Source organism: Micromonospora sp. H61, assembly GCF_018070325.1.
GTDB lineage: Bacteria > Actinomycetota > Actinomycetes > Mycobacteriales > Micromonosporaceae > Micromonospora > Micromonospora salmantinae.
This window is the reverse complement of sequence record NZ_JAGPXY010000047.1, coordinates 12986-34963: the sequence shown is the minus strand read 5'-3', so window position 1 is coordinate 34963 and position 21978 is coordinate 12986. Positions and strand designations below refer to the sequence as shown.

The window sequence follows — 21978 nt, the reverse complement described above, 5'->3', positions numbered from 1 at the left end:
GTTGGCCCCTGACGCACTCCCCGAAGTGTGTGATGCCTGTGAGTCATCAAGATGACTCACAGGCATCGCGCTCGTCCGGGAAAGGCCGGCCCCACAACAGCCGCCGCAGTCAGCGACCCTGACGCATGATGACCGTGCCTGAGCCGGTGTCGTCCGCCCACGGGTCCAGCACGAGGGTGTACGTGCCGCCCTTCGGCAGCGGGCCCGACTCGAACCGCCCCGTGCCGCCGATGACGCAGCCACTTCCACCGTGTCGCCGGCCGGGCCATTCAGGAGCAGAATTCCGCACCGGTCGGGCAGGCTGGCGGCGTCACCTCGACGGTGACGCGACGACCGGCGTCGGCGGGAAACCTCAGCCGGCTCACGGCACCGGGTCGGCTGACCGTCAGAGTGGCGGCCCGGCCGTCCGCGAAGGTGTCGGCCTCTTCGTCGTGCGCGTCGCGCAGCCGCACGTCCCGGTCGGTCGATCCGGCTTCGACGAAACCACATCGTGACCGTGAAGATCGTGTGGAAACATGCGCGACGTGGCTCACGAACACCTCTGGTACGCGCTGCCAGTCCTCACCGGTCGAAGAATCCGGCTGGAGCCATTGACGCTCGAACATGTCCCCGGCTACCTGGCGGCGGCAGGCACCGAACCCGACGACGCCGAAGTCTTCCGCTGGCAAAGTCCACCCGGCGGCGCGCTGCTCCAACCCGTCACCATCGAGGACGCGACCCGGCACATAACCACCGCGCTCGCCGCCAGAGCCACCGGCACCAGACTCCCCTACGCCCAGATCGACACGTGTAACGGTGAGTTCGTCGGAACCACATCGTTCGCCGACCCGCAGCCCAGCCTGTTGGCGCTGTCCATCGGCTACACCTGGCTCGGCCGGGCCTGGTGGCGATCAGGCCTGAACACGGATTCGAAGCTCACGATGATGACGTTCGCGTTCGAAACCCTCGGCGCGGTCCGGGTCGCGCTGCAGACCGACATCAACAATATTCGGTCTCAGCAGGCGATCGAGCGATTGGGAGCGTCCCGCGAAGGCGTACTGCGCAAGCACCGGCGCCGGGCGGACGGCACCTGGCGTGACACGGTGCTGTACGCAATCGTCGACGACGCCTGGCCAGCGGCAAAGGAGAAGTTGCTGGCACGGCAGGCGGCGCACGAGCAGAACTAGCGATCTATACCGCCGACAACTCATGACCTCGTTGTCCCCCCACCACCAGCCGCGTCGCTACTGACGCTCTGCTGTGGAGACAACTACGCTGAGGCAACGCTCGCCGGATCGGATCGAGCTGGCGAAGCGTTCCACGCCGGGATAGCGGTGTGAGTAGTTGTGGGGGAGTACCGAATGGCCGACTTGCCGCACCCGCTCGCCGCGTTCATCGTGGCCGAAATTCGCCGCGCCCGAGGGGCCTCCGGGATGACCCAGGACGCCTTCGGCCGGGGCGCCGGCTTCAGCGCCTCCCACGTCAGCGCGGTGGAGAGCGAGACGCGGGCGCTGACGTTGGACTTCATCAAGGGCGCCGACCGGGCGTTCAAGAACGGCGGGCTGTTCGAGCGCATGGTGGGCAAGCTCGGCGCCCCGTCCTGGTTTCTGCCGTGGCTGGACGCGGAGCGCACGGCGACGCAGCTCAGGTGTTTCCAGCCGAGCCTCGTTCCGGGCCTGCTCCAGACGGAGAGCTACGGCCGCGCCGTCATCCGCTGCAACGACACGCTGAGCGACGACGAGGTCGAGAAGCGGCTCGCCCACCGGATGGGCCGGCAGGAGACCCTCACGAAGGCGACTGCCCCGCACTTCGTCGCCGTCATCGCCGAGGCGGTGCTCCGCCGCGCCCGCACGGACTTTTGCGACATCATGGCGGGGCAGATCAAGCAGTTGACCACCCTCGCGGAGCGCCCGAACATCAGCATTCACCTGTTGCCGGACGAGGTCAGCATGCACGTCGGCCTGACCGGGCCGTTCAGCCTGGCCCGGCTGCCCGACCACAAGTGGGTGGCCGAGATGGAGAACCAACTCGGCGGCGTCGTCATCGACCGCGACGACGATGTGGATACCCTCATGTCGAGGTGGGAGATGGTTCGCAGCGAGGCGCTACCCCGCCAGCAGTCGCTGGATCTGATGAAGGAAGTGGTGACGTCATGGACCTGATCGACGCTACGTGGCGCAAGTCCACCCGCAGCGGCTCCGGCGGCGGCAACTGCGTCGAGGTCGCGGACAACCTGCCCGGCGTTGTGGGCGTGCGGGACTCAAAGGACCCCGATGGGCCGGCGCTGGTCTTCGGGCCGGTGGCCTGGCGGGCGTTCGTCACCGAAGTCCCCCGGCGGTCATAGCCCTAGCACGAACGGAAGCGCCCGCCCCAGCCGAGGGGACGGGCGCTTCGCTGTGCGGGCTCCGTCAGCCCACCACCGACCGCAGCGGCACCTTGGCGGCGTTCAGCGCGCGTACCAGATCTCTTGCGAACGGGTGTTCGTCCACCTGGAGCCCCTGCGGGTTTGGGATCACGACGTACGCCGAGCCGTTCTTCTCGGACGCCTGCGCGTCGGCGGTGAAGCGTTCGACGATCGCCCGGGTGCGGGCCAGGTCGCCGGCCGCCACCTGGATGGTGATCGGCCGCCAGCCGCCGCCCAGGTCCGGCGGCACCGGCGCTGCGGCGGCGCTGGCGCGTGCCGCGTCGACGCCGGCCGGGCGTCGCGCGTCGGGCGCGGCGGTCGCCGGGTAGAGCAGCGCGTTGGCGACCAGGTGCAGGCCATTTTCGTTGTACGCGCGAAAGAGCGGATTGAACGCGAACAGCACCGCCCGACCGGCGCCGGTCGGCTCGTCGACGACGGCCGCCGTGCCCTTCAACGTGTCCGCCCCGACTGTGTAGCCGTTGGCCCAGAAGGTGTCACCCGTCGGGTACGTGAGCACGTTCGTCCCGGTGGCGCTCGGGGTGAGGACCGGGTCGCTGTTGTTGAACTCGAAGTCCTCCGCCGGGCGACCCAGCGCCACCGGGCTGTCCTGGTCGACGTCGACACGCAGGTGCGAGCCGATCACCAGGTAGTCCGCCGGCTTGGTCTTCTCCGTGGTCGAGGTGAGCCCGGCGGCGCGGGCCACCCGGGTGCCCTCGTTGCGCAGCCCGAGGTAGGTGTGGCCCTGGCCGATCCAGTCACGTAGGTTGGCCTGCCCGGCTGCGGTCAGACCGCCGGTGGCGCTGCTGCCGTCCGGCACCAGCAGCACGGTACGCCCGGTGAACGCCTCGGTGTTGTCGTTGATGTCGGCGGTGGTGACCGGTGTGAGGTCGAGCCCCCACCGCTTGCCGAGCACGTAGCGGGCTTCGCCGTGCGAGCCGGAGGTGGTGGAGATGCCGGCGCCCTGGAACAACCCCACGTCGGGCAGGTCGAGGCGGGTGCCGGCGGGCCGACCGCCCGGGGTGAGGGTGACCCCGAGGGATTGGGCCAGCCCGTCCACGGTCCGGTTCACAGTGGCCGCCGGGATGGCGACCCGGCTGGTCGTGAGGTCACGGACCAGGGGTACGCCACGGCCGAGCAGGTTGAAGGTGAACTCCGCGGCGGCGGCCGAGTCGAGCGGGTACGTGTACGAGCCCCAGGGCCACGCCGCGCCGGTGCGACCGCCGGAGACCTTGCGCACCAGTTCGGCCCTCGGCCGGACGGTGTCTCCGGTGTAGATGGTGTTGACGCCCATCAGCAGCGGGTTGCTCCAGGACGACACGTCGTAGAAGTACGGGAACGGGACGTACGGGTCCTCGCCCATGACGGCCTGGATCCAGTGTTTCTGCGGCTGGTCCATCGGAATCCAGTACGCGCCCTTGGGCACCGTCACGTTGGTGGCGCTGCGCCCGCCGAAGACCCGCACGGTGGGCACCCGGGTCGCCTTCTGCACCTCGTACACCTCGACGTCCATCCGGCGCAGTCGCTCGACGAGTTGGCGGACGTCGGCGAGCTGCCGGTCGGGCAGCAGGAAGTACGAGCGGATGGTGAGGTCCGGCACCGGGAACTGCACCTCGTTTGTGGGCTGCACCACCTCGTTCGGTTCGAGGGTGCCCGCCCTGCCCTGGGCGAGCGCGTCGGTCCAGATGTCGAAGTAGCCGTCCAGCACCTCGCGCTTGTTCGCGGCGGCCCAGCCGAGCGTCGACCACTGGGTGTGGAACTGCTGCTGGACCCGGTCGGCCACCGCCGACGCGCTGCCCTTCTCGTACGTCATGCCGGCCGCGCCGAAGCCGGTGGTGGGCACCGTGTCGCCGTAGCCCATGAAGAACATGTCGTACGTGTCGTAGTTGAAGTAGCACTCGGTGAAGGCGGTGTCGTCGCAGGCGCCGTTGAAGCCGAAGCCGACCTTGTTGGCCTCGCCGATGCGGTTGATCCAGTCCACCGCCTCACCGGCGATCTCGTGGTGGATCGGGTCGGCGTTGGGCGGGAAGAAGTACTGCCGACCGCCCATCTCGTGTGCGTCGATGAACACCTGCGGCGGGTAGCGGCGCAGCAGTTCGAGCTTGCCGTCGGTCTCCTGCTGGGTGCGGGCGAACCAGTCCCGGTTCAAATCGAAGCCGAACTCGTTCTGCCGGCGGGTCGCGTCGCGGCCGTCCGGGTTCTGGGTGGGGACGACGATGGTGACCAGGTTGTCGTTGCGCTGGGCGACAGCGCAGGACAGGCCCGCTGCCAGCTCGTACAGCGTCTTGAGTGCCGCGTCGGCGCCGCTCTTCTCGCCGCCGTGCACGTTCGCGGTGACCCAGACGATGGCCGGGCTGTCCTTCGCCGTCCGGGCGGCCGTTCGCGCGCTGGTCCGGCGCGGGTCGCGCAGGTCCCGGACGTCGTCGGCGATCTCGCGTAGCGCGGCGGGCCGCACGTGGCGTTCGTTGGACACCACCGCGTACGGCAACGGCTGGCCGAGCACACTGGTGGTCATCACGCCGGTGACGACCCGGTTGGAGGCGCGATCGACGGCCCCGAGGTAGGTCCGGACCTCGTCGTTGGTGACGACCCGCTCCTGCCCGGCGCCGAGCGGGAAGCCGAGCACGGTCTCCGGGGCAGGCACCGTGCTCAACCGCGCCGTCGGGTCGTCACTGCACCGGGAGGGCTGGGCGGCGCTCGCGGCCGTTGTGCCGCCCAGCAGGGGAACCATGCCGAGCAGGAGCGCGATCGTGGCGGCACTCGCCAGCCGCCTGGCAGGCACGATCCGGAACTGACGCATCGATGGGGCCATGAGCCGTGTTTCCCTTCTCGGGAACAACCTCGCAGTGGCCGGAGCCTATGAACCGCCGATACGACGGTCAAGGGTAGATCGATATTGCTGACTACTCGGCGTGCCGGTCCCGACGCGGAATGGCAGGATGGTGGCGTGGGCTTGTCGTCGTCTGGGAGGAGGAGACGTGCCGGAGATGATCATGCTCTCGGTCCATCCGGATCTTCCGTCCGCCGATGCTCGGCGCTCGCTGGCGTCCTGGCTGCGCGCTGAGGATCGGCTGCGGGAGGGGGTGACCACGACGCCCCCCGACGGGATGTCGGCGGACACCACTGACGTCCTGCGGGTGGCGGTCAGCGACGCGGGCACCGCCATGGTGCTGGTGCAGGCGATCGCCAGCTGGCTGACCCACCGCCGCGACGATGTGACTGTGAAACTCACCCGGCCCGACGGATGGTCGGCCGAGGTGGACGTGCACCGGGCTCGGGACATGGACCAGGTGACAGCGCTCATCGAGGCCGCGGTGCGCGCGGTGACACCCGTGCAGCGGTAAACGGCCCGCCGCCGGCCGAGAGGTCGGCCGGCGACGGGCCGGGTGGATCGGGTACGGCTACCAGGTCGTCAGGCCGAGGCCGATCGTCTTGGTCAGCGTGGCGTTGTCGTCGTCGCCGTCGAGCGACCAGATCATGGCGCCGGCCAGGCCGGCCCGTCGGATGTAGAGCGTCTTCTGCAACACGACCGCCGGGTCGTCGTACGTCCACAACGTCGTACCGTCGAACAACCAGGCATGTCCGGCGCGCAGGTCGCGGTGCACTGTGTAGCCGTTACCGGCCAGGGTCTTCAGCTTCTTGTAGTCCTCGTACCCGGCCTCGAACGTCGCCGGAGCGGGTCCGGTGGCCGGCTGGAACAGGCCGTTGCCGCCGCCGGTGATGCCGGTCCAGCCGCGACCGTAGTAGGGGATGCCGAGCACCAGCTTGTCGCGCGGCGCGCCACGGGCGATCCATCCGTCGATGGCCACCTCGACGGAGAAGTCCGGGTTGTCCGGGGCGCCCGCCGGGACGCGAAGCGCCGACTGCTGGTTGGCCCGCGCGTCCCAGCCGCCGTGGAAGTCGTACCCCTGCACGGTGGCGAAGTCCAGGTACTTGAATATCTTGCGGCCCTCGTAGCCGGCGTCCATGGTGGCCGGGCTGGCCGGCAGGAACGCGGTCAGCGGGTGGTGCGCGCGGGTCGTGCGCCCGTACGCGTCGAGCTGCCGGCGGAACTCGGCGAGCAGCTTCGTGAAGTTCTCCCGGTCCTCCGGGCGGATGACGTTGCCAGGCTCACCCTCCGAGCCGGGCCACTCCCAGTCGAGGTCGATGCCGTCGAAGACGCCGGCCCCGGCACCCGGGGTGCTGCCCGGCAGGTTCCCCTTGAGGTAGAGGTCGATGCAGGACGTGACGAACGCCTTGCGGGAGGCGTCGGTGCGGGCCGCGTTCGAGAAGTACGTCGACCAGCTCCAGCCGCCCAACGAGATCAGCACCTTCAGTTTGGGGTGCTTGGCCTTGAGCTTGGCGAGCTGGCCGAAGTTGCCGCTGAGTGCCTGGCCCGGTGCGTCCGCGACGCCGTCGACGCTCTCCTCGGCCGGGACGGGACGCTGGTAGTCGGCCCAGGCGTCGCCCTCGCCCGGCCCACCGTCCACATAGCACCTGCCGTCCTCGCTGACGTTGCCGAAGGCGTAGTTGAGGTGGGTGAGGCGGCTCGCCGCCCCGGAGGTTTCGAGCTTCTTGACCGGGAAGGCCCGGCCGTAGATGCCCCACTGGGTGAAGTAGCCGACCCGGTGGTAGCCGGTCCGGCGCTGGTGGTTGTCACCGGCGCTGGCGGCGGTGGGCGGAGCGGCGGTGACCAGCACTGTCGCCAGGGCGACGACGGCGGTGAGACGGCGGTGGCGGAATGGTCGCATCGGCACACTCCCACGAGACATCAAGCAGAATTAGTAAAGACACTTATCTGATTGATGAAGTTAAGCCGATCACCCTCCGGGGTCAAGAGCCGTCCAGCCACATGGGGGATTGTGACGGCGTTACCGGGTGGTAACGATGTTGTGCCATGGACTCCGCCGTGACTCTGATCGGACTACCCGTCGCCCTCGGCATCATCATGCTCGGTCTGGGTCTCGGACTGACAATGGCGGACTTCCGCCGGGTGGCCGACCATCCACGAGCCGCCGTCATCGCCCTGGTCTGCCAGGTGCTGGTGCTGCCGGCGCTCTGCTTCTGCCTCGTCCTCGCGTTCGACCTGGCACCCGAGCTGGCCGTCGGCATGATGCTGCTGGCCGCGTCACCGGGCGGCACCACCGCCAACCTCTACAGCCACCTGTTCGGCGGGCACGTGGCCCTGAACATCACCCTGACCGCCATCAACTCGGTGCTCGCCGTGTTCACCCTGCCGATCCTGGTCAACCTGTCGGCGGCGTACTTCCTGCCCGACGGCAGGAGCATCGGCCTCCAGTTCGACAAGGTGCTCCAGGTCTTCGCCATCGTGCTCGTCCCGGTCGCGATCGGCATGCTCATCCGGGCGCGGATGCCGCACCTGGCCGAGCGGCTGAACCGTCCGGTCCGGATCCTCTCCATCGTCGTGCTCGTCGCGGTGATCGCCGGCGCGGTGCTCGGTGAGCGGGAGAACATCGCCGACTACTTCGTCTCGGTCGGCCTGGCCGTGCTCGCCTTCAACCTGCTCAGCCTCGCCATCGGGTACGGGGTGCCGCGCCTCGCCGGTGTCGACCGGAGCGCCGCGACTGCCGCCGGGTTCGAGATCGGCATCCACAACAGCGCCCTGGCCATCACCATCGCGCTCAGCCCGGCGCTGCTCAACAGCACCCAGATGGCGATCCCGGGTGCCGTCTACGGCATCGTCATGTTCTTCACCGCGGCGGCCTTCGGCTACCTGGTGACCCGCGTCGGCGCCCGGTCCGCCACCGCCCTGACGCCCTGACGGCCGGTGCCCTGTCGCCCCGACGGCAGCCGTCGAGGCGACAGGGCGGACGGCAAACGGTCAGCCGACCTGGTTGTTGTCCTTCTGCGCGCCCCAACCGTGCCAGCGGTCGATCTCGATCAGGGCACTGACCCGGGCACGTTCGCGACGTGGGTACGCGTTGCCCGTGTAGTGCTTCGACAACCGGTCGATGTCCGCCAGGCCCTCGTCGGGGCGCAGCTCGGCGACGTGCCCGATGATGCTGACGTGGGTGTACCAGCCAGCCTCGTCGAGCACCGTGAGGGACACCCGTGGGTCGTTGCGGACGTGCTCCAGTCGGCGGCGGCTCTCGTCCATGTTCACCAGGATCCGGCCGTCCTCCCACAGGTACCAGGTGGCGGCGGACACCGGCTGGCCACCGTTGCGAAGGGTGGTCATGACGGCGGGGTTCGGCTTCTGGAGCATGGCGACCGCGGCCTCGGGAAGCGGTGGCTTGGACATGAAGTCTCCTCGTCGCGACAACGTTTACCCCTGCACGTTACGCACCCGCAGGCCCCGATCATGGTGGTACGCGCGGGTCGGCGATGTCCACCGGCTCGGCGATGCCCTCGACGATGCTTCCTCCGGTCACATCGCGGTCGCCAGCGATGCGGCTTCCCAGGCGAACCCGTCCGGGTCGGTGAAATGCCCGGCGTCGCCGCCGATCGTGAGTCGGTGCGATCCGGTGCCGTCGGGGGCGACGCCGACGTCCCGGGCGAGGGCACGACGTCGGTACAGCGCCAGCTTCACGGGGCTGGACCCGGCTACGAACTCGACGTACATGCGGCCGAAGCTCTTCGCCACGGCGAGGCCGCGCTCGACGTAGAACCGTTTGCTCGCCGCCACGTCCGCGACTCCGAGCAGGAGCACGAAATGGTCGATCCGCCGGGTAGCGGGGCCGCTGTTCTTTTTCGCCGAGGTCGCGATCTTCCAGATCGTCCCGTCCGGGGCTTGCACGACACCGCCGTAGCCCCAGAGCGACTTCGCGGCGGGCTTCAGGGACGTGGCACCGGCGTCCAGTGCGGTGCCGATGAGGCCGTCGACGGTGACCGGCTGGGACACCGTGAGCGCCAGCGTGAACCCCCGGAAGCCGCTCGTCGGTGCGTCCGAGGCCCGCAGGCGAATCTGCTCGTCCAGACCGAAGGCGGCGCTGTAGAAGCGCTGGGCGGCCGCGGGGTCGGTCACGTCGAGGGTGACGGATGCGATGGATGTCATGGTGGTCACGCTAGGTGCGGCCCGACGACCGGTGCTTCTTGATTCCTGACCGGTCTCGTCAGCTGTCCCGAACGGCGCCCTCGAGGATCGGACGGCTCAGCGAAGCTCTTGGATGCGGACCAGGTTGCCGGCGGGATCGCGGAAGGCGCAGTCGCGGATGCCGTACGGCTGCTCGGTCGGCTCCTGGACGACCTCGGCGTCGCCGGCCTGCACCTTCTCGAAGGTGGTGTCGAGGTCCCGCGTGGCCAGCAGGATCCAGCCGTAGGTGCCCTTGGCCATCATCTCGGTGATGGTGCGGCGCTCGTCCTCGGTGGCCCCGGGATCCGCGGCCGGCGGCGCCAGGAGGATGGACGTGCCGGGCTGGTCGGCGGGGCCGACCGTGATCCAACGCATCGTGCCCTGACCGACGTCGCTACGGACCTCGAAGCCGAGGGCGTCGCGGTAGAAGGCCAGGGAGGCATCCGGGTCGGTGTGCGGCAGGGAGCACGTGTGAATCGTGATGTCCATGTCGATCATGTTAGGGGTAACGCCGCACCCCCGTGTGGGTCCTCGTTTGCCCCCGGCGAGGATGTGGTCATGACCAACCCCGCACTGCCCAGGCGTGTCGTCGTCACCGGCGCCACCGGCAAGCTCGGCCGAGCCGTGGTCGCCCACCTGCGCGCCGTCGGCGTCGACGTGCTGGCAGTGGACCGCGCCGGTGGCCGCGACCCGCGCGACGTGAACGGCGAGTTCCTGCTGGTCGACCTGACCGACTACGGGCAGGTGGTGGAGGCGTTCACCGGGGGCGCCGACGAGCACGCGGGCGGCGTCGACGCGATCGTGCACCTCGCGGCGGTGCCGGCCCCCGGGCTGATGTCGAACGCGACCACCTTCGCGAACAACTCCGCCGCGACGTACAACGTGTTCGCCGCGGCCCGGACGGCCGGCATCAAACGGGTCGTCTGGGCGTCGAGCGAGACGGTGCTCGGGCTGCCGTTCGACACCCCACCGCCGTACGCGCCGGTCGACGAGGAGTACGCGCCCCGGCCCGAGTCGACGTACTCGCTCAACAAGGCCCTCGAGGAGGAGATGGCCCGGCACTTCTGCCGGTGGGACCCGGAGCTGGTCATGGTGGGGCTGCGCTTCTCCAACGTGATGGACGTCGAGGACTACGCCCCGTTCCCGTCGTTCGACGCCGACCCGCGGCTGCGCCGGTGGAACCTGTGGGGCTACATCGACGCCCGCGACGGGGCCCAGGCGGTCGAGCGCGCGCTCGCGCACGACCAGCCCGGTGCCGACGTCTTCGTCATCGCCAACGCCGACACCGTCATGAGCAGGTCCAGCGCCAGCCTGATGGCCGAGGTCTACCCGGGTGTCGAGATCCGTAAGGAGCTGGGTGAGCACGAGACGCTGCTCAGCATCGACAAGGCCCGCCGGGTGCTGGGGTACGAGCCGCAGCACTCCTGGCGGGACCACGTCGACGTGCTGTAGGTCAGCGCGCCGCCTGGTAGGCGCGGCCGACGGCGGTCGCGGCGCTGCCGGTACGGAACAGGCCGGTCTGGTCCTTGTCGGTGGCGGGCAGGCCGAACCACGCGTACCGCTGTAGCCAGGACAGGCCACCCAGCATCCGGGTCGCCGCGGTGAGGAACGCGGCCTGCTGTGCCTGGGTGGGGAAGCGGACGCCGTTGGAGAAGTCGATCAGGGCGAACTCGGTGAGCCAGACCGGCAGCCCGTACCGGTCGTGCACCGCCTGCAGGTACGACCTGAGCTGGTTGACCGCGTTGGCGGTGGTGAAGTCCCCGCCGTACCAGTGCAGGGCGATGAAGTCGACGCGGTAGCCGCGCTGCTTCGCCCCGGCCATGAAGCGGTCGAGCCACTCGCCCGGCCGGTCGCCGCCCCAGGCCACCGCCGGGCTGCCCAGCGGAAGGCCGGTGGCCTGCAACTGCGGCCACAGCTCCAACGCCTGCTCGACTGTCATCTCCGCCTGACCCTTCAGGTCCGGTTCGTTAAACCCGAGCAGGTGGCGGCCGTTCTTCTTGGCCTGTTGCAGGTTGGTGGCGGTGACGCTCTTCGCCCCCCAGATCATCGGGACGAACTCGGCGCCCTTCGGGCTGGTGACGCCCGAGTGGGCCACGTCCCAGGTGTAGTACCAACTCGCCCCGGAGTTGGCCAGCGCCTGGCTGACGCCGTCGAAGGTCCACACCCCGACGCCCTTGCGCTTCGAGGTCGCCGCCGGGGCCGCCGGAGCGACCGGACGCCGCGATGTCGGCTTCGCCGTCGGCGTCGACGTCGGGGTCGTCCCCGCCGGGCTCGTCGTGGCGGCGGTCGTGGTCGCGGTGGGTGCGCCGGGTTGCGGGCTCGCGGGCGGCGGCGCGTCGAGCGCCTGCGTCGCCGCCGGGGCGGGCGTCGGCCCGGTGGGCTGCACCACGACGATCACACCCGTCACCAGTACGGCGACCACGGCGGCCACGAGGAGCGGCCACAGCAGCCGCCGCGCGCCGATCGGAAGGCGGCCGAGCATCCCGCGTCGGGGTTCCGCGTGGACGCCCCGGTTTCCCCTCGCGGCGTCCGCTTCACCCTGGCCGGTTGCGCGCATCGTCTCGACTCCCTCGTGTGTGGTCGCAGCACTGTTGCATGCTGCGGTGGCGGGGGAACCCCGCCAACGCCTCACCTCAGGAGACTCGCCGGCCGTACCCGGATAACAGTTTCGTCGGCCCGGAGCAGTGTCAGATGGATCATCCTTTCAGACCGGTGTGGGCGAGGCCCTCGATGAACTGCCGCTGCGCGATGACGAACACGACCAGGACGGGCAGCGCCGTCATCGAGGCCGCCGAGAGCTGTACGTCCCACATCGGTCCGCCGTACGCGTCGACGAACTGGGTCAGCGCCTGCGGCAGGGTGAACTTCTCCGGGGTGGACAGGAAGACGATCGGCTCCAGGTAAAGGTTCCAGCTGTGCAGGAAGGTGAAGATCGCCACCGCGCCGAGGGCTGGGCGGGCCAGCGGCAGCGCGATCCGCCAGAAGGTCGCCAGCCGGCCCAGCCCGTCCACCCGGGCGGCTTCCTCCAACTCGCCGGGCAGGGTGATGAAGAACTGCCGCATGATGAAGGTGGCCAGCACACTGGGCGCGCCGAGCGTCGGCACCAGGATCAGCGGCCAGTGGGTGTCGATCATCCCGACCGAGTTGAACATCTGGAACAGCGGCACGATGGTCACCTCGCTCGGGATCAGCAGGCCCACCAGCACCACCAGGAAGAGCGCGTGCTGACCACGGAACCGGATCCGGGCGAACGCGTATCCGGCCAGCGACGAGACGGCGAGGGTGCCGACGGTGACCACCGCGGCGATGTACGCGCTGTTGAGGTACTGCTGGGCGAACGGTTGCAGCTCGAACACCCGCCGGTACGCCGAGAAGCTCAGCTCGGTGGGGATCAGCGACGGAGGGAACGCGAAGATGTCGCTGACCGGCTTGAACGACGAGGTGACCATCCACCAGGTCGGGAAGACGAATGGGATGGCCAGCAGGCAGATCAGCCCATAGATCGCCACCCGGGCCCGCAAGGGGAGCCTATTGTTCATGGAAGACCCACTTCCTGCGCATCCGCCACTGCACGACGGTCAGCGTCAGCACGATCAGGAACAGCAGCACCGACAGCGTCGAGCCGTACCCGAACTGGTGGAACTGGAAGGCCTGCTGGTAGAGGTAGTAGACGAGCACTGTGGTCGAGGTGCCCGGGCCGCCCTGGGTGAGCACGGCGATCTGGGCGAAGACCTGTAGCGCGCCGACCACGGTGATGATCGAGGTCAGCAGGATGGTCGGGCTGATCAGCGGCACGGTGATCCGGCGGAACTGGGTCCACCGGCTCGCCCCCTCTACCCGGGCCGCCTCGTAGAGTTCGGCGGGCACGCCCTGCAACGCGGCGAGGAACAGCACCATGTTGAGGCCGACGTTCTTGACCACCTGGACGACGATCACCGACAGCAGCGCGGTCCATTCGCCGCGCAGCCAGTTCGGACCGTCCAGGCCGACCGCGCCGGCCACCCCGTTGACGCCGCCGTTGTCCTGGAGCAGGAAACCCCAGACGATCGTCCAGGCGACCAGCGAGACCACCACCGGTGAGAAGAACAGCGTCCGGAACACCACGGTGCCGCGCAGCCGCTGGTTGAGCAGGACGGCGAGCAGCAGGGCCAGGGCGAGGTTGAACACGACCAGGCCGACGGAGAAGAACAGCGTGCTCCGGAGTACGCCCGGCAGCTTCGGGTCGTCGACCAGCTCGCGGTAGTTGTCAGTGCCCACGAAGTCGAAGGTGTCCGCGAGCACGTTCCACTCGTGCAGGCTGTACCAGACCACCAGGCCGAGCGGCAGCAGCACGAAGAGGGCCGCACCCACCAGTTGTGGGGTCACGAAGAGCAGGCCGGCGAGCTGGTCACGTCGACGACTGGTCCACCACCCGCGTCGCGGCGACGCTGCCGTGCCGCCCGGGGCGGGCCGGGGCTCAGCCCGACCCGCCACGTTGTCCGTCAGGACCGGCATCGCTGATCCCCTACTTCGCCAACAGCGGGTTGATCGCCGAGCAGACCCCGTCGAGCACACCCCGCACGTCCGCGTCGGCCTTCCACATCGGGTCCAGCGCCGACCGCACGGCCTGGCTCAGCTCGGCCTGCCCGGTGTGGTTGGGCTTCACCACCCCGTTGGCGATCCCGTCGATCACGACGCTCTGCAACTGCTCCGGCTTGAGCAGGGGATTGGTCTTGGCCAGCGTCGCCGCGGTGAGCAGCGGGGTACGCGGCGGCGGGAAGAACTGCGCCAGCTTGGCGGAGTTGGCGGGGTTGGTGAGGAAGGCCAGGAAGTCCGCGGCGACGGCGGCGTGCTTGCCCTTCTTCAACACGCCCATGCCACCCTGACCGATCACCGAGTAGTTGCCCTTCGGCCCGGCCGGCAGCGGCACCAGGTCCCAGCCGAACTTCTGCTTCTCCAGCAGCGAGGCCCGGGAGATCTGGGTGATCGTCATGCCGGCCTCGCCGGCGAAGAAGTCGGCGGCGGTACCCGGGCCCGGCAGCGCCTTCGCGGTGAAGATCGCCTGGTGCAGGAAGGCCATCGCGTCGACCATCTCGGTGGCGTTGAAGCCGCAGGTCTTTCCGTCCGCGCTCCACGCCTGGGCGCCCCAGCCGGTCCAGATGGTGGAGAGGTTGTCCCAGCCCTTGTAGTCGAAGTCCCGTACCACCAGGCCCGCCTTGCCGGTCCGGGCGGCCACCGCCGAGGCGGTGGTCACCGCGTTCTCCCAGGTCCAGGCGTTGGCGGCGATCAGCTCGGCCGGGCTCTTCGCGCCGGCGGCCTTGACCAGGTCGGTGTTGACGAAGATGCCGAACGGTGAGGTGGAGAACGGGTAGCCGTAGAGCTTGCCGTCGGCCTGCCACAGCTTCGTCGCGGCCGGCGCCAGCTCGTCGAAGCCGTACCCGTCGGTCTTGCGCAGGGTTTCGTCCAGCGGCAGCAGCGCGCCCGAGGAGACGAAGTCGGGAGCCGCGTTCTCCAGGACCCAGGCCAGGTCGGGCGGGTTTCCACCGGCGATCTGGGTGGTCAACGTGGTGGTGTAGCTCTCGAACGGGATCGGGTCGAAGGTGATCTTCGCGACGTTGGGGTGGCTGCTCTGGTACTCCGCCGCGATGTCGTTGAACAGCTTCAGGTGTGCCTCGTTCGCCGACCAGGTGGTCATCCGCAGCGAGACCGGGCCGTCGGAGCCGGCGCTGTCGCCGCCGCCGCACGCGCTCAGGCCGAGCATCGCGGCGAGCGCGACGACGGCCGTCAACCGTTTCCTCATCAGGGTTCTCCCTCAGTAGCCGGCGATGTCGGGCCAGCGCAGCTCGACGCCCTCGTCGGCGAGGCGGTTCTGGAATTCGGCCAGCAGGCCGGGGGTGTGACGCACCGCGCGGGGAGTGACCCGGCGGGCCAGGCAGAAGTCCGCGAGCAGACCGGCGACCTCGCCGATGTTCCACTCCACGGGGTGCAGGCGGTACGAACCGTTGGTGATGTGGGTGGTGCCGATGTTCTTCCCGGCGGGCAGCAGGTTCTCCACCCGTCGGGGGATCAGGGCGCCGAGTGGGATCTCGAAGGGACACGAGGCCACGTCGACGTAGTTGTCCCCGCCGGTGGACGGGTGCAGGTCGATGCGGTACATGCCGACGCCGACCGCGTCCGGGTAGCTGACCGCGCCCTTGTCGCCGCGTACCGCCAGGGACAGGTCCTGCTCGACGACGGTGTACTCGGCGCGGATGCGCCGCGCCTCACGGATGTACGGGGCCTGGGCCAGACCGCTGTGCGCGACGTCGCCGCCGATGCTGATGCCACCGGTGCCGGTGACGTCGCCACGCAGCCGCAGCCCGGGGAAGCCGGTCCCGCCGTCGGCGCGCGGCGCCTCGGTCTGCAGCCAGTAGAGCACCGACAGGGAGAGCTCCCGGGCTGCCGCGATCTGGTGGGCGGGGTCGGGCACGTCGATCAGCGGCTGCTCGAAGTAGTCGATCATCGGCCAGTTGACCAGGCAGATGTCGCTGTCGTAGCTGCCCGGGACGAAGCTGCGCCGAGCGGCGATCCGCCGGAAGGTCCACAGGTTGCCGTCGCCCGGGCTCAGCCGTTGGTCGGCCATCACCAGCCACGGGTCGTCGTCCGGGTTGGGGGTGAAGCTGCGCTCGGAGATCTCCAACGTGCGCGGGTTGGGTGAGCGGAAGGAGAGCATCCGGTCGCCCCAGAACGGCGGCTGGTACGCCCGCCAGAAGTCGTACCGGGCCGGCCGGTCGATGGTGTGGTCGCCGTCGACGTGGTCGACCGCGAAGCAGACCGAGAACGCCTGCATGTTCTCCGGCTGCGCCTCGTCCGGCGCGCTCGGCTCCCCGGTCTCGCCCCGCGACTCGAAGCCGGTGACGTACTCGGTGCCGGTCAGCGGCAGCAGTTCGCCGGTCTCGGTGGCGTCCAGCACGTACGGCGCGACAACGTGCACCCGTTCGCCGCTGTCCCGGTGCGCCAGGGTCACCCCGGTCACCCGGTCGCCGTCGGTGTCGGCCCCCACCGGCAGGTACGGCTGGAGCAGCCGCAGCCGGCCGGCCCCCCGGTACGGCGCGAGCATCGCCTCCAGCACCGCCACCGCGACCCGTGGCTCGTGGCAGAGCCGGCTGACGTGCCCGGCCCCCGGGTTGAGCGCGGTGGCCTGGCGGGCCCGGTCGGTGAGCGGGTAGTAGGCGCGGTAGTAGTCCCGGATGCCGTCGCGCAGCTTGCGGTAGCTGGCGGTGACGCCGAACTGTTCGACCCAGGAGTGCTCGTCGGGCGGTACGGCCTGGCTGGTGAGTTGACCGCCGAGCCAGTCGTACTCCTCGCTGAGCACCACGGAACGGCCGGCGCGCAGCGCGGCGAGGGCCGCGGCGACGCCACCGAGTCCACCGCCGACGATCAGAACTTCGGCCTGCATCTCTGGCAAGAGCTGTCCTTTCACGGGGTCACCTTCGGCGGCGCGAGGGTGGCGCCGTCGACGGGCTGGCAGGGCACCAGCCGCTGCGGCACGGTTTCCGGGTCCGCCTCGAGCAGCCCGGTCAACACCTCGACGGACTGCCACCCCATCTCGCGGCGGGGGATGCGGAAGCCGGTGAAGTCGATGTCGGTGCTGGCCGGCCGGGTCGGGTCGCCGAGCGCCAGGATGGACAGGTCACCCGGGATGTCGAGGCCCCGTTCGCGGGCCAGCTGGGCGATGGCCACACCGTCGGCGTACTCCTCGACCACCGCCGCCGTGACGCCCGCCGCGAGCAGGGCGTCGAGCAGTTCCGCGGGGGAGCGGTCGGTGGTCGGCAGGTGCCGTGGCGTGCGTCCGGCCTCGTCGAGCGCGGCCCGGAAGCCGCGCATCCGGTCGGCGTGCGACTCGGGGCCGGAGCCCTGGCCCAGGTAGGCCAGCGCGGTGTGACCTGCGGCCAGTGCGCGGCGTACCACGGCGGCGGTGGCGGTCGGGTAGTCGGCGCCGACGTAGGGCACTGGCCCGCCCGCGTCGTCGCGGCGGCCGACCGAGACGAACGGTTGGCCCTCGGTGACCAGCCGGGTCAGCTCGTCATGGTCCAGCGATCGACCGAGCAGGACGCAGCCGTCGGCCAGGCGGAGCCGGTTGTCGTCGTGGAATATCCGCCGCCGGCCGCCCGCCACCGGCGCGCTGGTGAGCAGCAGCAGGTCACAGCCGAGCCGTTCGGCGCACTCCTCGATGCCGACCAGGAACGGGTGGTAGAAGTCGCCGGTGCCGGTGGGAAAGACCGGCTCGTAGGTGAAGACACCGAGGATGCGGTTGTGCCGCGCGGCGAGCCGGCGGGCGACCGGGTCGGCGACGTATCCGGTGGTGCGGATGGCGTGCAGGACCCGTTCCCGGGTTTCCGGGGCGATCCTGACGTTGCCGTCGTCGCGGCCGTTGAGCACCAGCGAGACGGTCGCCTGGCTGACGCCTGTCATCCGGGCGATGTCGTGCTGGGTGACTCGCCTGCGCGAACCAGTCACGTTCCGTGTCCAATCGTTACCGGGGTAATACGCATTAGCGTCGGTGAGGTGAAATGGTGCGGCGCATCCGGCGTCGCCGTCAAGACCCTCGGGCGGAGAAGTTCTGCCGACGAAAGCCGCTCGATAATTCGTATTAGCACCTTGACGGTCGACTGAGGACCCGGCCAGACTCGTCGATGACGACCCCGGGCCACCGGCCAGGCAGCCACATCACCGACAGTGACGCTGGTTGCGCTCTCGTCAGTGCCTTCCGGGCCGCCGTCGCGCCACCACTCACGCTCCGCGATCGACGAGCGTCCCCTCACGATCGGAGACACCAGATGGCACACCCGTACCCGAATCCGCCCTCCGGCCGACCCACCGAGCTGAGCCGGCGCGGGCTGTTGCGTGGCGCGGCGCTGCTCGGCGCCGCCTCCGCCGCCGGCGGTGCCGGCACCCTGCTCCAGGGCGCGCCGGCGCTGGCCGGGCCGGCCGGTTTCCCCAGCTACCGGTACGTCCGCGACGCGTTCGACCGCCCACTGGCCTACAACCCCACCGGCGAAACGATCTTTCCCTGTGTGCGCGGGGTCTACGACAAGATCACCGGCGCCAAGGGGCGGTACTACCTCTACTACGCCCCGCACGACGCGCCCGGCGGGATCTGCCTCGCCTACGCCGACCGGCTGGAAGGCCCCTACACCGAGCACCCCGGCAACCCCATCGTCGACCGGGTGCTACCGACCACGACGGTCAGCCACGTCTCGTCCCCGCACGTCGTCTGGAACGCCTCCAGCCGGGAGTTCTTCCTCTACTTCCACGGGGAGAACACCACTACCCGGGTGGCCCGGTCCCGAGACGGCATCACCTTCAGCGACGAGACGCCGATCCTGAGCACCAGGCTCGTGCCGAACACCACCGAGACGTCGTACGCCCGGGTCTTCGAGCACCGGGTGACCGGGCTCGCCAACAAGTACGTGATGCTCTACATGGGAGCGCACACCGTGCGGCCCGGCACCCGGAAGATCTTCTGGGGTTGGTCGCCGAACGGCTGGGACCAGTGGCAGTTCGCCCCGGAGCCGCTGATCTCGCCGGCCGGCGACGGCCTGAGCGACATCTCCGCACCACATCTGCTCACCCGCAACGGCACCGCGTACGTCGTCTACCACGGCGGTGACGGTCGAATGCACCTCACCGAGGTCGGCAACGGCTTCGACCGGGAGGTGCATCTCGGGGTGTTCCACAGCCCGATCGCCTCCGACAACGGTCGGGTCGCGTCACCGAGCTTCGGCACCGACGGCGGCGTGGGCTACCTGATCTACGAGGCGGGTCCACGCCTGGGCGCCCGGATCTGCGTGGCCCGGGCGGTCTGACCGGTCGTCACCGACGCAGGGTCGTGGACGGCGTCTCGCCGAAGCGGCTCCGGTACTCGGTAGCGAACCGGCCGAGGTGCACGAAGCCGTGTTGCAGGGCAACAGTCGTCACGGACGCCCCCGGCTCGGCCGACCGGAGCGTGCGGCGCGCCGCGTCGAGCCGGCAGGCCCGCAGGTACGCGGTAGGGGTGGTCTGCAACTCACGGCGGAAGCAGTCCTGCAGTGTTCGTACGCTCACCCGTAGCGCCTCGGCGACGTCGCCGACGGTCAGTGCCTCCCCGTGGTGTTCGGAGATCAGGGCGCAGGCCCGGCGGACGAGACGCCCGGGGTGGGCGTGCTGGCCCGGCTCGGCCAGCAGGTGGGAGTGGCTGTGCTGATGGGCCAGCAACAGCTTGCCGATGAGTCCCTGTTCGAAACGGGCGGCCACCTGTGGGTGGTCGAACAGGGACGCGTCCGCCGGCTGGGACAGCTCGTCGGCGAGGAACGCCACCCCGCGCGCCCACGCCCGCGCGGTCGGCGTGGTCATGAGCATGCCGACGTCGAGGCGGACCGGGTCGTCCACCGGGTGGCCCAGTAGGCGGGCGAGTTCCCGGTCGACGGCTCGCCGGTCGGCGTAGAAGATCCGGTGGGGCGATCCCTCGGACCACCGCATGTCCGAGGAGTCGTACGGGGACAGCACCGAGGCGACGTCGGGGGTCGAGGTCACTGTCTGACCGGCGTGCCGGACCATCGTGCTGCCGGCGCTGGGGATCTGGACGAGGTAGAAGGTCTCCAACGCGGGCGGTTGGATGCGCACCGCCTGCCCGTAGTCCAGGTCGATGACGCCCACACCGCCGGCCCGGCGAGCCGCCATCCGCAGTTGCACGCTGTGCACACCCGCCTGCGGGGTGAGCCGGTGGGGACAGAAGACCCGGCCCACCTCGGCGCGAGCCTGGTCGACGTCGTCCGTCCGGACCGTCATCGCATCCATCCGACACCTCCCGGGCGTCCCGTCGCGCTGACCGTAAGGCGTGACCGGGCCGGACCAGACCCGAAAGCCGTCGACCCGACAGGAAAAGGGTCCGGCCGCGTACTGCGGACAGCGCCCGCGTCGCGCGGATAGCGAACTTCCCGGCCTGCTCGCTAGCGTGCGAGCACCGCGGGCGGTCAGCGTCGGCACCGTTCGCACGTCCTTCGGAGGAGATCATGAGGATTGCCGTCGTTGGTGCCGGATTCGCCGGTGTGAGCGCAGCGAAGGTGCTGCGGCAGAGCGGATTCGACGTCACAGTGTTCGAGCGCGCGCCCGACGTCGGTGGGGTGTGGAGCCGTACCCGGCGTTACCCCGGCCTGCACACCCAGAACGACAAGGGCACCTACCACCTCTCCGACCTGCCGATGCCCGCCGACTACCCGCAGTGGCCGTCGGGTGAGCAGGTCCAGCGGTACCTGGAGAGCTACGTGGAGAAGTTCGGGCTGGCCAGCGCGCTGCGCCTGTCCACTGAGGTCGCCTCGGCCGAGTTGGTCAACGACGAGACCGGGTGGCTGGTCACCTCGCGGCCGGCGGGCGCCCAGGACCCGCTGACTGTGGAACGGTACGACCACCTGATCGTCGCCAACGGCATCTTCTCCGACCCGTTCGTCCCGTCCTTCGACGGGCACGCGAGCTTCGCCGCCGCCGGAGGGCGCGTACTGGCGACGGGGGAGTTCCACGACATCGAGGCGGCTCGAGGTAAGAACGTCCTCGTGGTCGGGTACGGCAAGTCGTCCTGCGACGTGGCGGTCCCGGTGAGCGAGGTAGCCGCCCAGACCCACGTGGTGGCGCGCGAGCTGCTCTGGAAGATGCCCCGCAAGCTCGGTGGTGCGCTCAACTACAAGTACCTGCTGCTCACCCGGATGGGTGAGGCGCTCTTCCGCTACCTGCACCTGAAGGGCTTCGAGCGGTTCCTGCACGGCCCGGGGAACGGTCTGCGCCGGCGCATGGTCGACAGTGTCGGCTCGGTCGCGACCCGGCAGTTCAACCTGCGCGAGCTGGGTCTCGTGCCCAACGGCAGCTTCGAGGACATCGCCCGCAGCACTGTCAGCCTCGCCACCGAGGGGTTCTTCGAGCGGGTCACCGACGGCCGCATCGCCGTGCACCGGGAGCAGGTGATCACCGAGTTGCTGGTCGACGGTGGGCGGCCCGCCGCCCGCCTGGCCGACGGCACGGTGCTCCCCGCCGACCTGGTGATCTGTGGCACCGGCTTCCGCCAGCACGTGCCGTTCTTCGACGACGCGTTGCACGCCCGGCTCCAGGACGACGCCGGCAACTTCATGCTCTACCGGCAGATCCTGCCGATCGGCGTGCCGCGGCTGACGTTCGCCGGCTACAACTCGTCGTTCTTCAGCCCGCTCAGCGCGGAGATGGCGGCGGTCTGGACGGCCGCGTACCTGCGGGGTGGGCTCACACTGCCGACCGAGGTCCGGATGCGTGACGAGGTGCGCGCCCGGCTGTTCTGGATGACGAAGCGCACCAACGGACGACACGCTCGCGGCACGAACATCATCCCGTTCTCGATGCACAACGTCGACGAGGTGCTCGACGAGTTGGGGCTCAACGTCGGCCCGCTGACCCGGGCCCGGCAGTGGCTGTTCCCGGTCGACCCGGGCTCGTACCGCAGGGTGACGGCACAGATGATCCGGCGTACCGACGACCCGGTATCCGCCATCAGCGACGGCGACCCGATGAAGATGGATAAAATACGCAGATAGGGATCAAGCGGGGCCGGTCGGCGAGGGAGGCT

21 protein-coding genes are annotated in these 21978 nt (G+C 69.8%); 8 read left to right on the top strand and 13 right to left on the bottom strand.

Features of this window, described 5'->3' with window-relative positions; all coding sequences use genetic code 11:
• Positions 1–269: 269 nt before the first annotated feature.
• Positions 270–533: a hypothetical protein gene (locus KBX08_RS21960; protein WP_210785301.1), complete on the bottom strand. Its 264-nt coding sequence runs from the start codon at positions 531–533 to the stop codon at positions 270–272.
• On the opposite strand from KBX08_RS21960, the gene KBX08_RS21955 reads away from it, so the two are divergent.
• The 3 genes from KBX08_RS21955 to KBX08_RS21945 all read left to right on the top strand — a co-directional run bounded on the left by KBX08_RS21955 (position 516) and on the right by KBX08_RS21945 (position 2323).
• On the top strand, positions 516–1166 hold the full coding sequence (locus KBX08_RS21955; RefSeq protein WP_210785300.1) for a GNAT family N-acetyltransferase: 651 nt from the start codon (positions 516–518) through the stop codon (positions 1164–1166). The two genes, KBX08_RS21960 and KBX08_RS21955, sit on opposite strands and share 18 nt — an antisense overlap.
• Before the next feature lie 174 nt (positions 1167–1340).
• Positions 1341–2141, top strand: a complete 801-nt coding sequence (locus tag KBX08_RS21950; RefSeq protein ID WP_210785299.1) for a helix-turn-helix transcriptional regulator — start codon at positions 1341–1343, stop codon at positions 2139–2141.
• Complete coding sequence (locus KBX08_RS21945) at positions 2132–2323, top strand: DUF397 domain-containing protein (protein WP_210785298.1); 192 nt, start codon at positions 2132–2134, stop codon at positions 2321–2323. The genes KBX08_RS21950 and KBX08_RS21945 overlap by 10 nt, the downstream gene beginning before the upstream one ends.
• Before the next feature lie 64 nt (positions 2324–2387).
• Here KBX08_RS21945 and KBX08_RS21940 read toward each other — a convergent pair whose 3' ends face one another.
• Positions 2388–5180, bottom strand: a complete 2793-nt coding sequence (locus KBX08_RS21940; RefSeq protein ID WP_247669828.1) for a M14 family zinc carboxypeptidase — start codon at positions 5178–5180, stop codon at positions 2388–2390.
• A gap of 187 nt (positions 5181–5367) precedes the next feature.
• Here KBX08_RS21940 and KBX08_RS21935 point away from each other — a divergent pair, with 187 nt between their 5' ends.
• Complete coding sequence (locus tag KBX08_RS21935) at positions 5368–5724, top strand: hypothetical protein (RefSeq protein WP_247669832.1); 357 nt, start codon at positions 5368–5370, stop codon at positions 5722–5724.
• Between the two features lie 57 nt (positions 5725–5781).
• Here the strand turns inward: KBX08_RS21935 and KBX08_RS21930 are convergent, their stop codons facing one another.
• The gene (locus tag KBX08_RS21930; RefSeq protein WP_210785295.1) at positions 5782–7110 is read right to left on the bottom strand and encodes a glycoside hydrolase family 18 protein; all 1329 of its coding nucleotides are present in this window, start codon (positions 7108–7110) and stop codon (positions 5782–5784) included.
• 146 nt (positions 7111–7256) lie between these two features.
• Here KBX08_RS21930 and KBX08_RS21925 point away from each other — a divergent pair, with 146 nt between their 5' ends.
• Positions 7257–8141 (top strand): bile acid:sodium symporter family protein, encoded by an 885-nt coding sequence (locus KBX08_RS21925; RefSeq protein WP_210785294.1) that lies wholly within the window; start codon positions 7257–7259, stop codon positions 8139–8141.
• A gap of 60 nt (positions 8142–8201) precedes the next feature.
• On the opposite strand, the gene KBX08_RS21920 is transcribed toward KBX08_RS21925, so the two are convergent.
• The 3 genes from KBX08_RS21920 to KBX08_RS21910 form a co-directional block, all read right to left on the bottom strand.
• Positions 8202–8621: a PPOX class F420-dependent oxidoreductase gene (locus KBX08_RS21920; protein ID WP_196926210.1), complete on the bottom strand. Its 420-nt coding sequence runs from the start codon at positions 8619–8621 to the stop codon at positions 8202–8204.
• Between the two features lie 126 nt (positions 8622–8747).
• Entirely contained in the window at positions 8748–9374 is a 627-nt protein-coding gene (locus KBX08_RS21915; RefSeq protein WP_210785293.1) for a glyoxalase, read from the bottom strand.
• A gap of 96 nt (positions 9375–9470) precedes the next feature.
• Positions 9471–9881: a VOC family protein gene (locus KBX08_RS21910; protein WP_091399534.1), complete on the bottom strand. Its 411-nt coding sequence runs from the start codon at positions 9879–9881 to the stop codon at positions 9471–9473.
• 69 nt (positions 9882–9950) lie between these two features.
• Here KBX08_RS21910 and KBX08_RS21905 point away from each other — a divergent pair, with 69 nt between their 5' ends.
• Positions 9951–10844, top strand: coding sequence for an NAD(P)-dependent oxidoreductase (locus KBX08_RS21905; RefSeq protein WP_210785292.1), 894 nt, complete (start codon positions 9951–9953; stop codon positions 10842–10844).
• A 1-nt stretch (position 10845) separates the two neighbouring features.
• On the opposite strand, the gene KBX08_RS21900 is transcribed toward KBX08_RS21905, so the two are convergent.
• From KBX08_RS21900 to KBX08_RS21875, 6 genes are all read right to left on the bottom strand, one after another.
• On the bottom strand, positions 10846–11949 hold the full coding sequence (locus KBX08_RS21900) for a glycoside hydrolase family protein (protein WP_210785291.1): 1104 nt from the start codon (positions 11947–11949) through the stop codon (positions 10846–10848).
• A 139-nt stretch (positions 11950–12088) separates the two neighbouring features.
• The gene (locus tag KBX08_RS21895; protein WP_112700239.1) at positions 12089–12931 is read right to left on the bottom strand and encodes a carbohydrate ABC transporter permease; all 843 of its coding nucleotides are present in this window, start codon (positions 12929–12931) and stop codon (positions 12089–12091) included.
• Entirely contained in the window at positions 12921–13886 is a 966-nt protein-coding gene (locus tag KBX08_RS21890) for a carbohydrate ABC transporter permease (protein WP_210785290.1), read from the bottom strand. The genes KBX08_RS21895 and KBX08_RS21890 overlap by 11 nt, the downstream gene beginning before the upstream one ends.
• Positions 13887–13896: 10 nt before the next feature.
• Positions 13897–15171 carry an ABC transporter substrate-binding protein gene (locus KBX08_RS21885; RefSeq protein ID WP_210785289.1) on the bottom strand — a complete coding sequence of 425 codons (1275 nt, stop codon included), beginning with the start codon at positions 15169–15171 and terminating at the stop codon, positions 13897–13899.
• Positions 15172–15183: 12 nt separating this feature from the next.
• Positions 15184–16833 (bottom strand): FAD-dependent oxidoreductase, encoded by a 1650-nt coding sequence (locus KBX08_RS21880; protein WP_307850603.1) that lies wholly within the window; start codon positions 16831–16833, stop codon positions 15184–15186.
• Positions 16830–17870, bottom strand: a complete 1041-nt coding sequence (locus KBX08_RS21875; RefSeq protein ID WP_210785288.1) for a LacI family DNA-binding transcriptional regulator — start codon at positions 17868–17870, stop codon at positions 16830–16832. Before KBX08_RS21875 ends, KBX08_RS21880 begins: the two co-directional genes overlap by 4 nt.
• Before the next feature lie 320 nt (positions 17871–18190).
• On the opposite strand from KBX08_RS21875, the gene KBX08_RS21870 reads away from it, so the two are divergent.
• Positions 18191–19219: a hypothetical protein gene (locus KBX08_RS21870; RefSeq protein WP_210785287.1), complete on the top strand. Its 1029-nt coding sequence runs from the start codon at positions 18191–18193 to the stop codon at positions 19217–19219.
• 7 nt (positions 19220–19226) lie between these two features.
• Here the strand turns inward: KBX08_RS21870 and KBX08_RS21865 are convergent, their stop codons facing one another.
• Entirely contained in the window at positions 19227–20180 is a 954-nt protein-coding gene (locus tag KBX08_RS21865; RefSeq protein WP_210785286.1) for an AraC family transcriptional regulator, read from the bottom strand.
• 224 nt (positions 20181–20404) lie between these two features.
• Here KBX08_RS21865 and KBX08_RS21860 point away from each other — a divergent pair, with 224 nt between their 5' ends.
• A complete protein-coding gene (locus KBX08_RS21860) occupies positions 20405–21946 on the top strand; it encodes an NAD(P)/FAD-dependent oxidoreductase (protein WP_210785285.1) in 1542 nt (513 codons plus the stop codon).
• Positions 21947–21978 lie beyond the last annotated feature (32 nt).

What these genes read in the sequence shown, in the direction of transcription:
- KBX08_RS21885 (WP_210785289.1), bottom strand. Translation starts at nt 15,171, where the DNA reads ATGAGGAAACGGTTGACGGCCGTCGTCGCGCTCGCCGCGATGCTCGGC.
- KBX08_RS21890 (WP_210785290.1), bottom strand. Translation starts at nt 13,886, where the DNA reads ATGCCGGTCCTGACGGACAACGTGGCGGGTCGGGCTGAGCCCCGGCCC.
- KBX08_RS21900 (WP_210785291.1), bottom strand. Translation starts at nt 11,949, where the DNA reads ATGCGCGCAACCGGCCAGGGTGAAGCGGACGCCGCGAGGGGAAACCGG.
- KBX08_RS21950 (WP_210785299.1), top strand. Translation starts at nt 1,341, where the DNA reads ATGGCCGACTTGCCGCACCCGCTCGCCGCGTTCATCGTGGCCGAAATT.
- KBX08_RS21865 (WP_210785286.1), bottom strand. Translation starts at nt 20,180, where the DNA reads ATGACGGTCCGGACGGACGACGTCGACCAGGCTCGCGCCGAGGTGGGC.
- KBX08_RS21955 (WP_210785300.1), top strand. Translation starts at nt 516, where the DNA reads ATGCGCGACGTGGCTCACGAACACCTCTGGTACGCGCTGCCAGTCCTC.
- KBX08_RS21915 (WP_210785293.1), bottom strand. Translation starts at nt 9,374, where the DNA reads ATGACATCCATCGCATCCGTCACCCTCGACGTGACCGACCCCGCGGCC.
- KBX08_RS21925 (WP_210785294.1), top strand. Translation starts at nt 7,257, where the DNA reads ATGGACTCCGCCGTGACTCTGATCGGACTACCCGTCGCCCTCGGCATC.
- KBX08_RS21905 (WP_210785292.1), top strand. Translation starts at nt 9,951, where the DNA reads ATGACCAACCCCGCACTGCCCAGGCGTGTCGTCGTCACCGGCGCCACC.
- KBX08_RS21895 (WP_112700239.1), bottom strand. Translation starts at nt 12,931, where the DNA reads ATGAACAATAGGCTCCCCTTGCGGGCCCGGGTGGCGATCTATGGGCTG.
- KBX08_RS21945 (WP_210785298.1), top strand. Translation starts at nt 2,132, where the DNA reads ATGGACCTGATCGACGCTACGTGGCGCAAGTCCACCCGCAGCGGCTCC.
- KBX08_RS21870 (WP_210785287.1), top strand. Translation starts at nt 18,191, where the DNA reads ATGGCACACCCGTACCCGAATCCGCCCTCCGGCCGACCCACCGAGCTG.
- KBX08_RS21910 (WP_091399534.1), bottom strand. Translation starts at nt 9,881, where the DNA reads ATGGACATCACGATTCACACGTGCTCCCTGCCGCACACCGACCCGGAT.
- KBX08_RS21920 (WP_196926210.1), bottom strand. Translation starts at nt 8,621, where the DNA reads ATGTCCAAGCCACCGCTTCCCGAGGCCGCGGTCGCCATGCTCCAGAAG.
- KBX08_RS21930 (WP_210785295.1), bottom strand. Translation starts at nt 7,110, where the DNA reads ATGCGACCATTCCGCCACCGCCGTCTCACCGCCGTCGTCGCCCTGGCG.
- KBX08_RS21935 (WP_247669832.1), top strand. Translation starts at nt 5,368, where the DNA reads ATGATCATGCTCTCGGTCCATCCGGATCTTCCGTCCGCCGATGCTCGG.
- KBX08_RS21860 (WP_210785285.1), top strand. Translation starts at nt 20,405, where the DNA reads ATGAGGATTGCCGTCGTTGGTGCCGGATTCGCCGGTGTGAGCGCAGCG.
- KBX08_RS21940 (WP_247669828.1), bottom strand. Translation starts at nt 5,180, where the DNA reads ATGCGTCAGTTCCGGATCGTGCCTGCCAGGCGGCTGGCGAGTGCCGCC.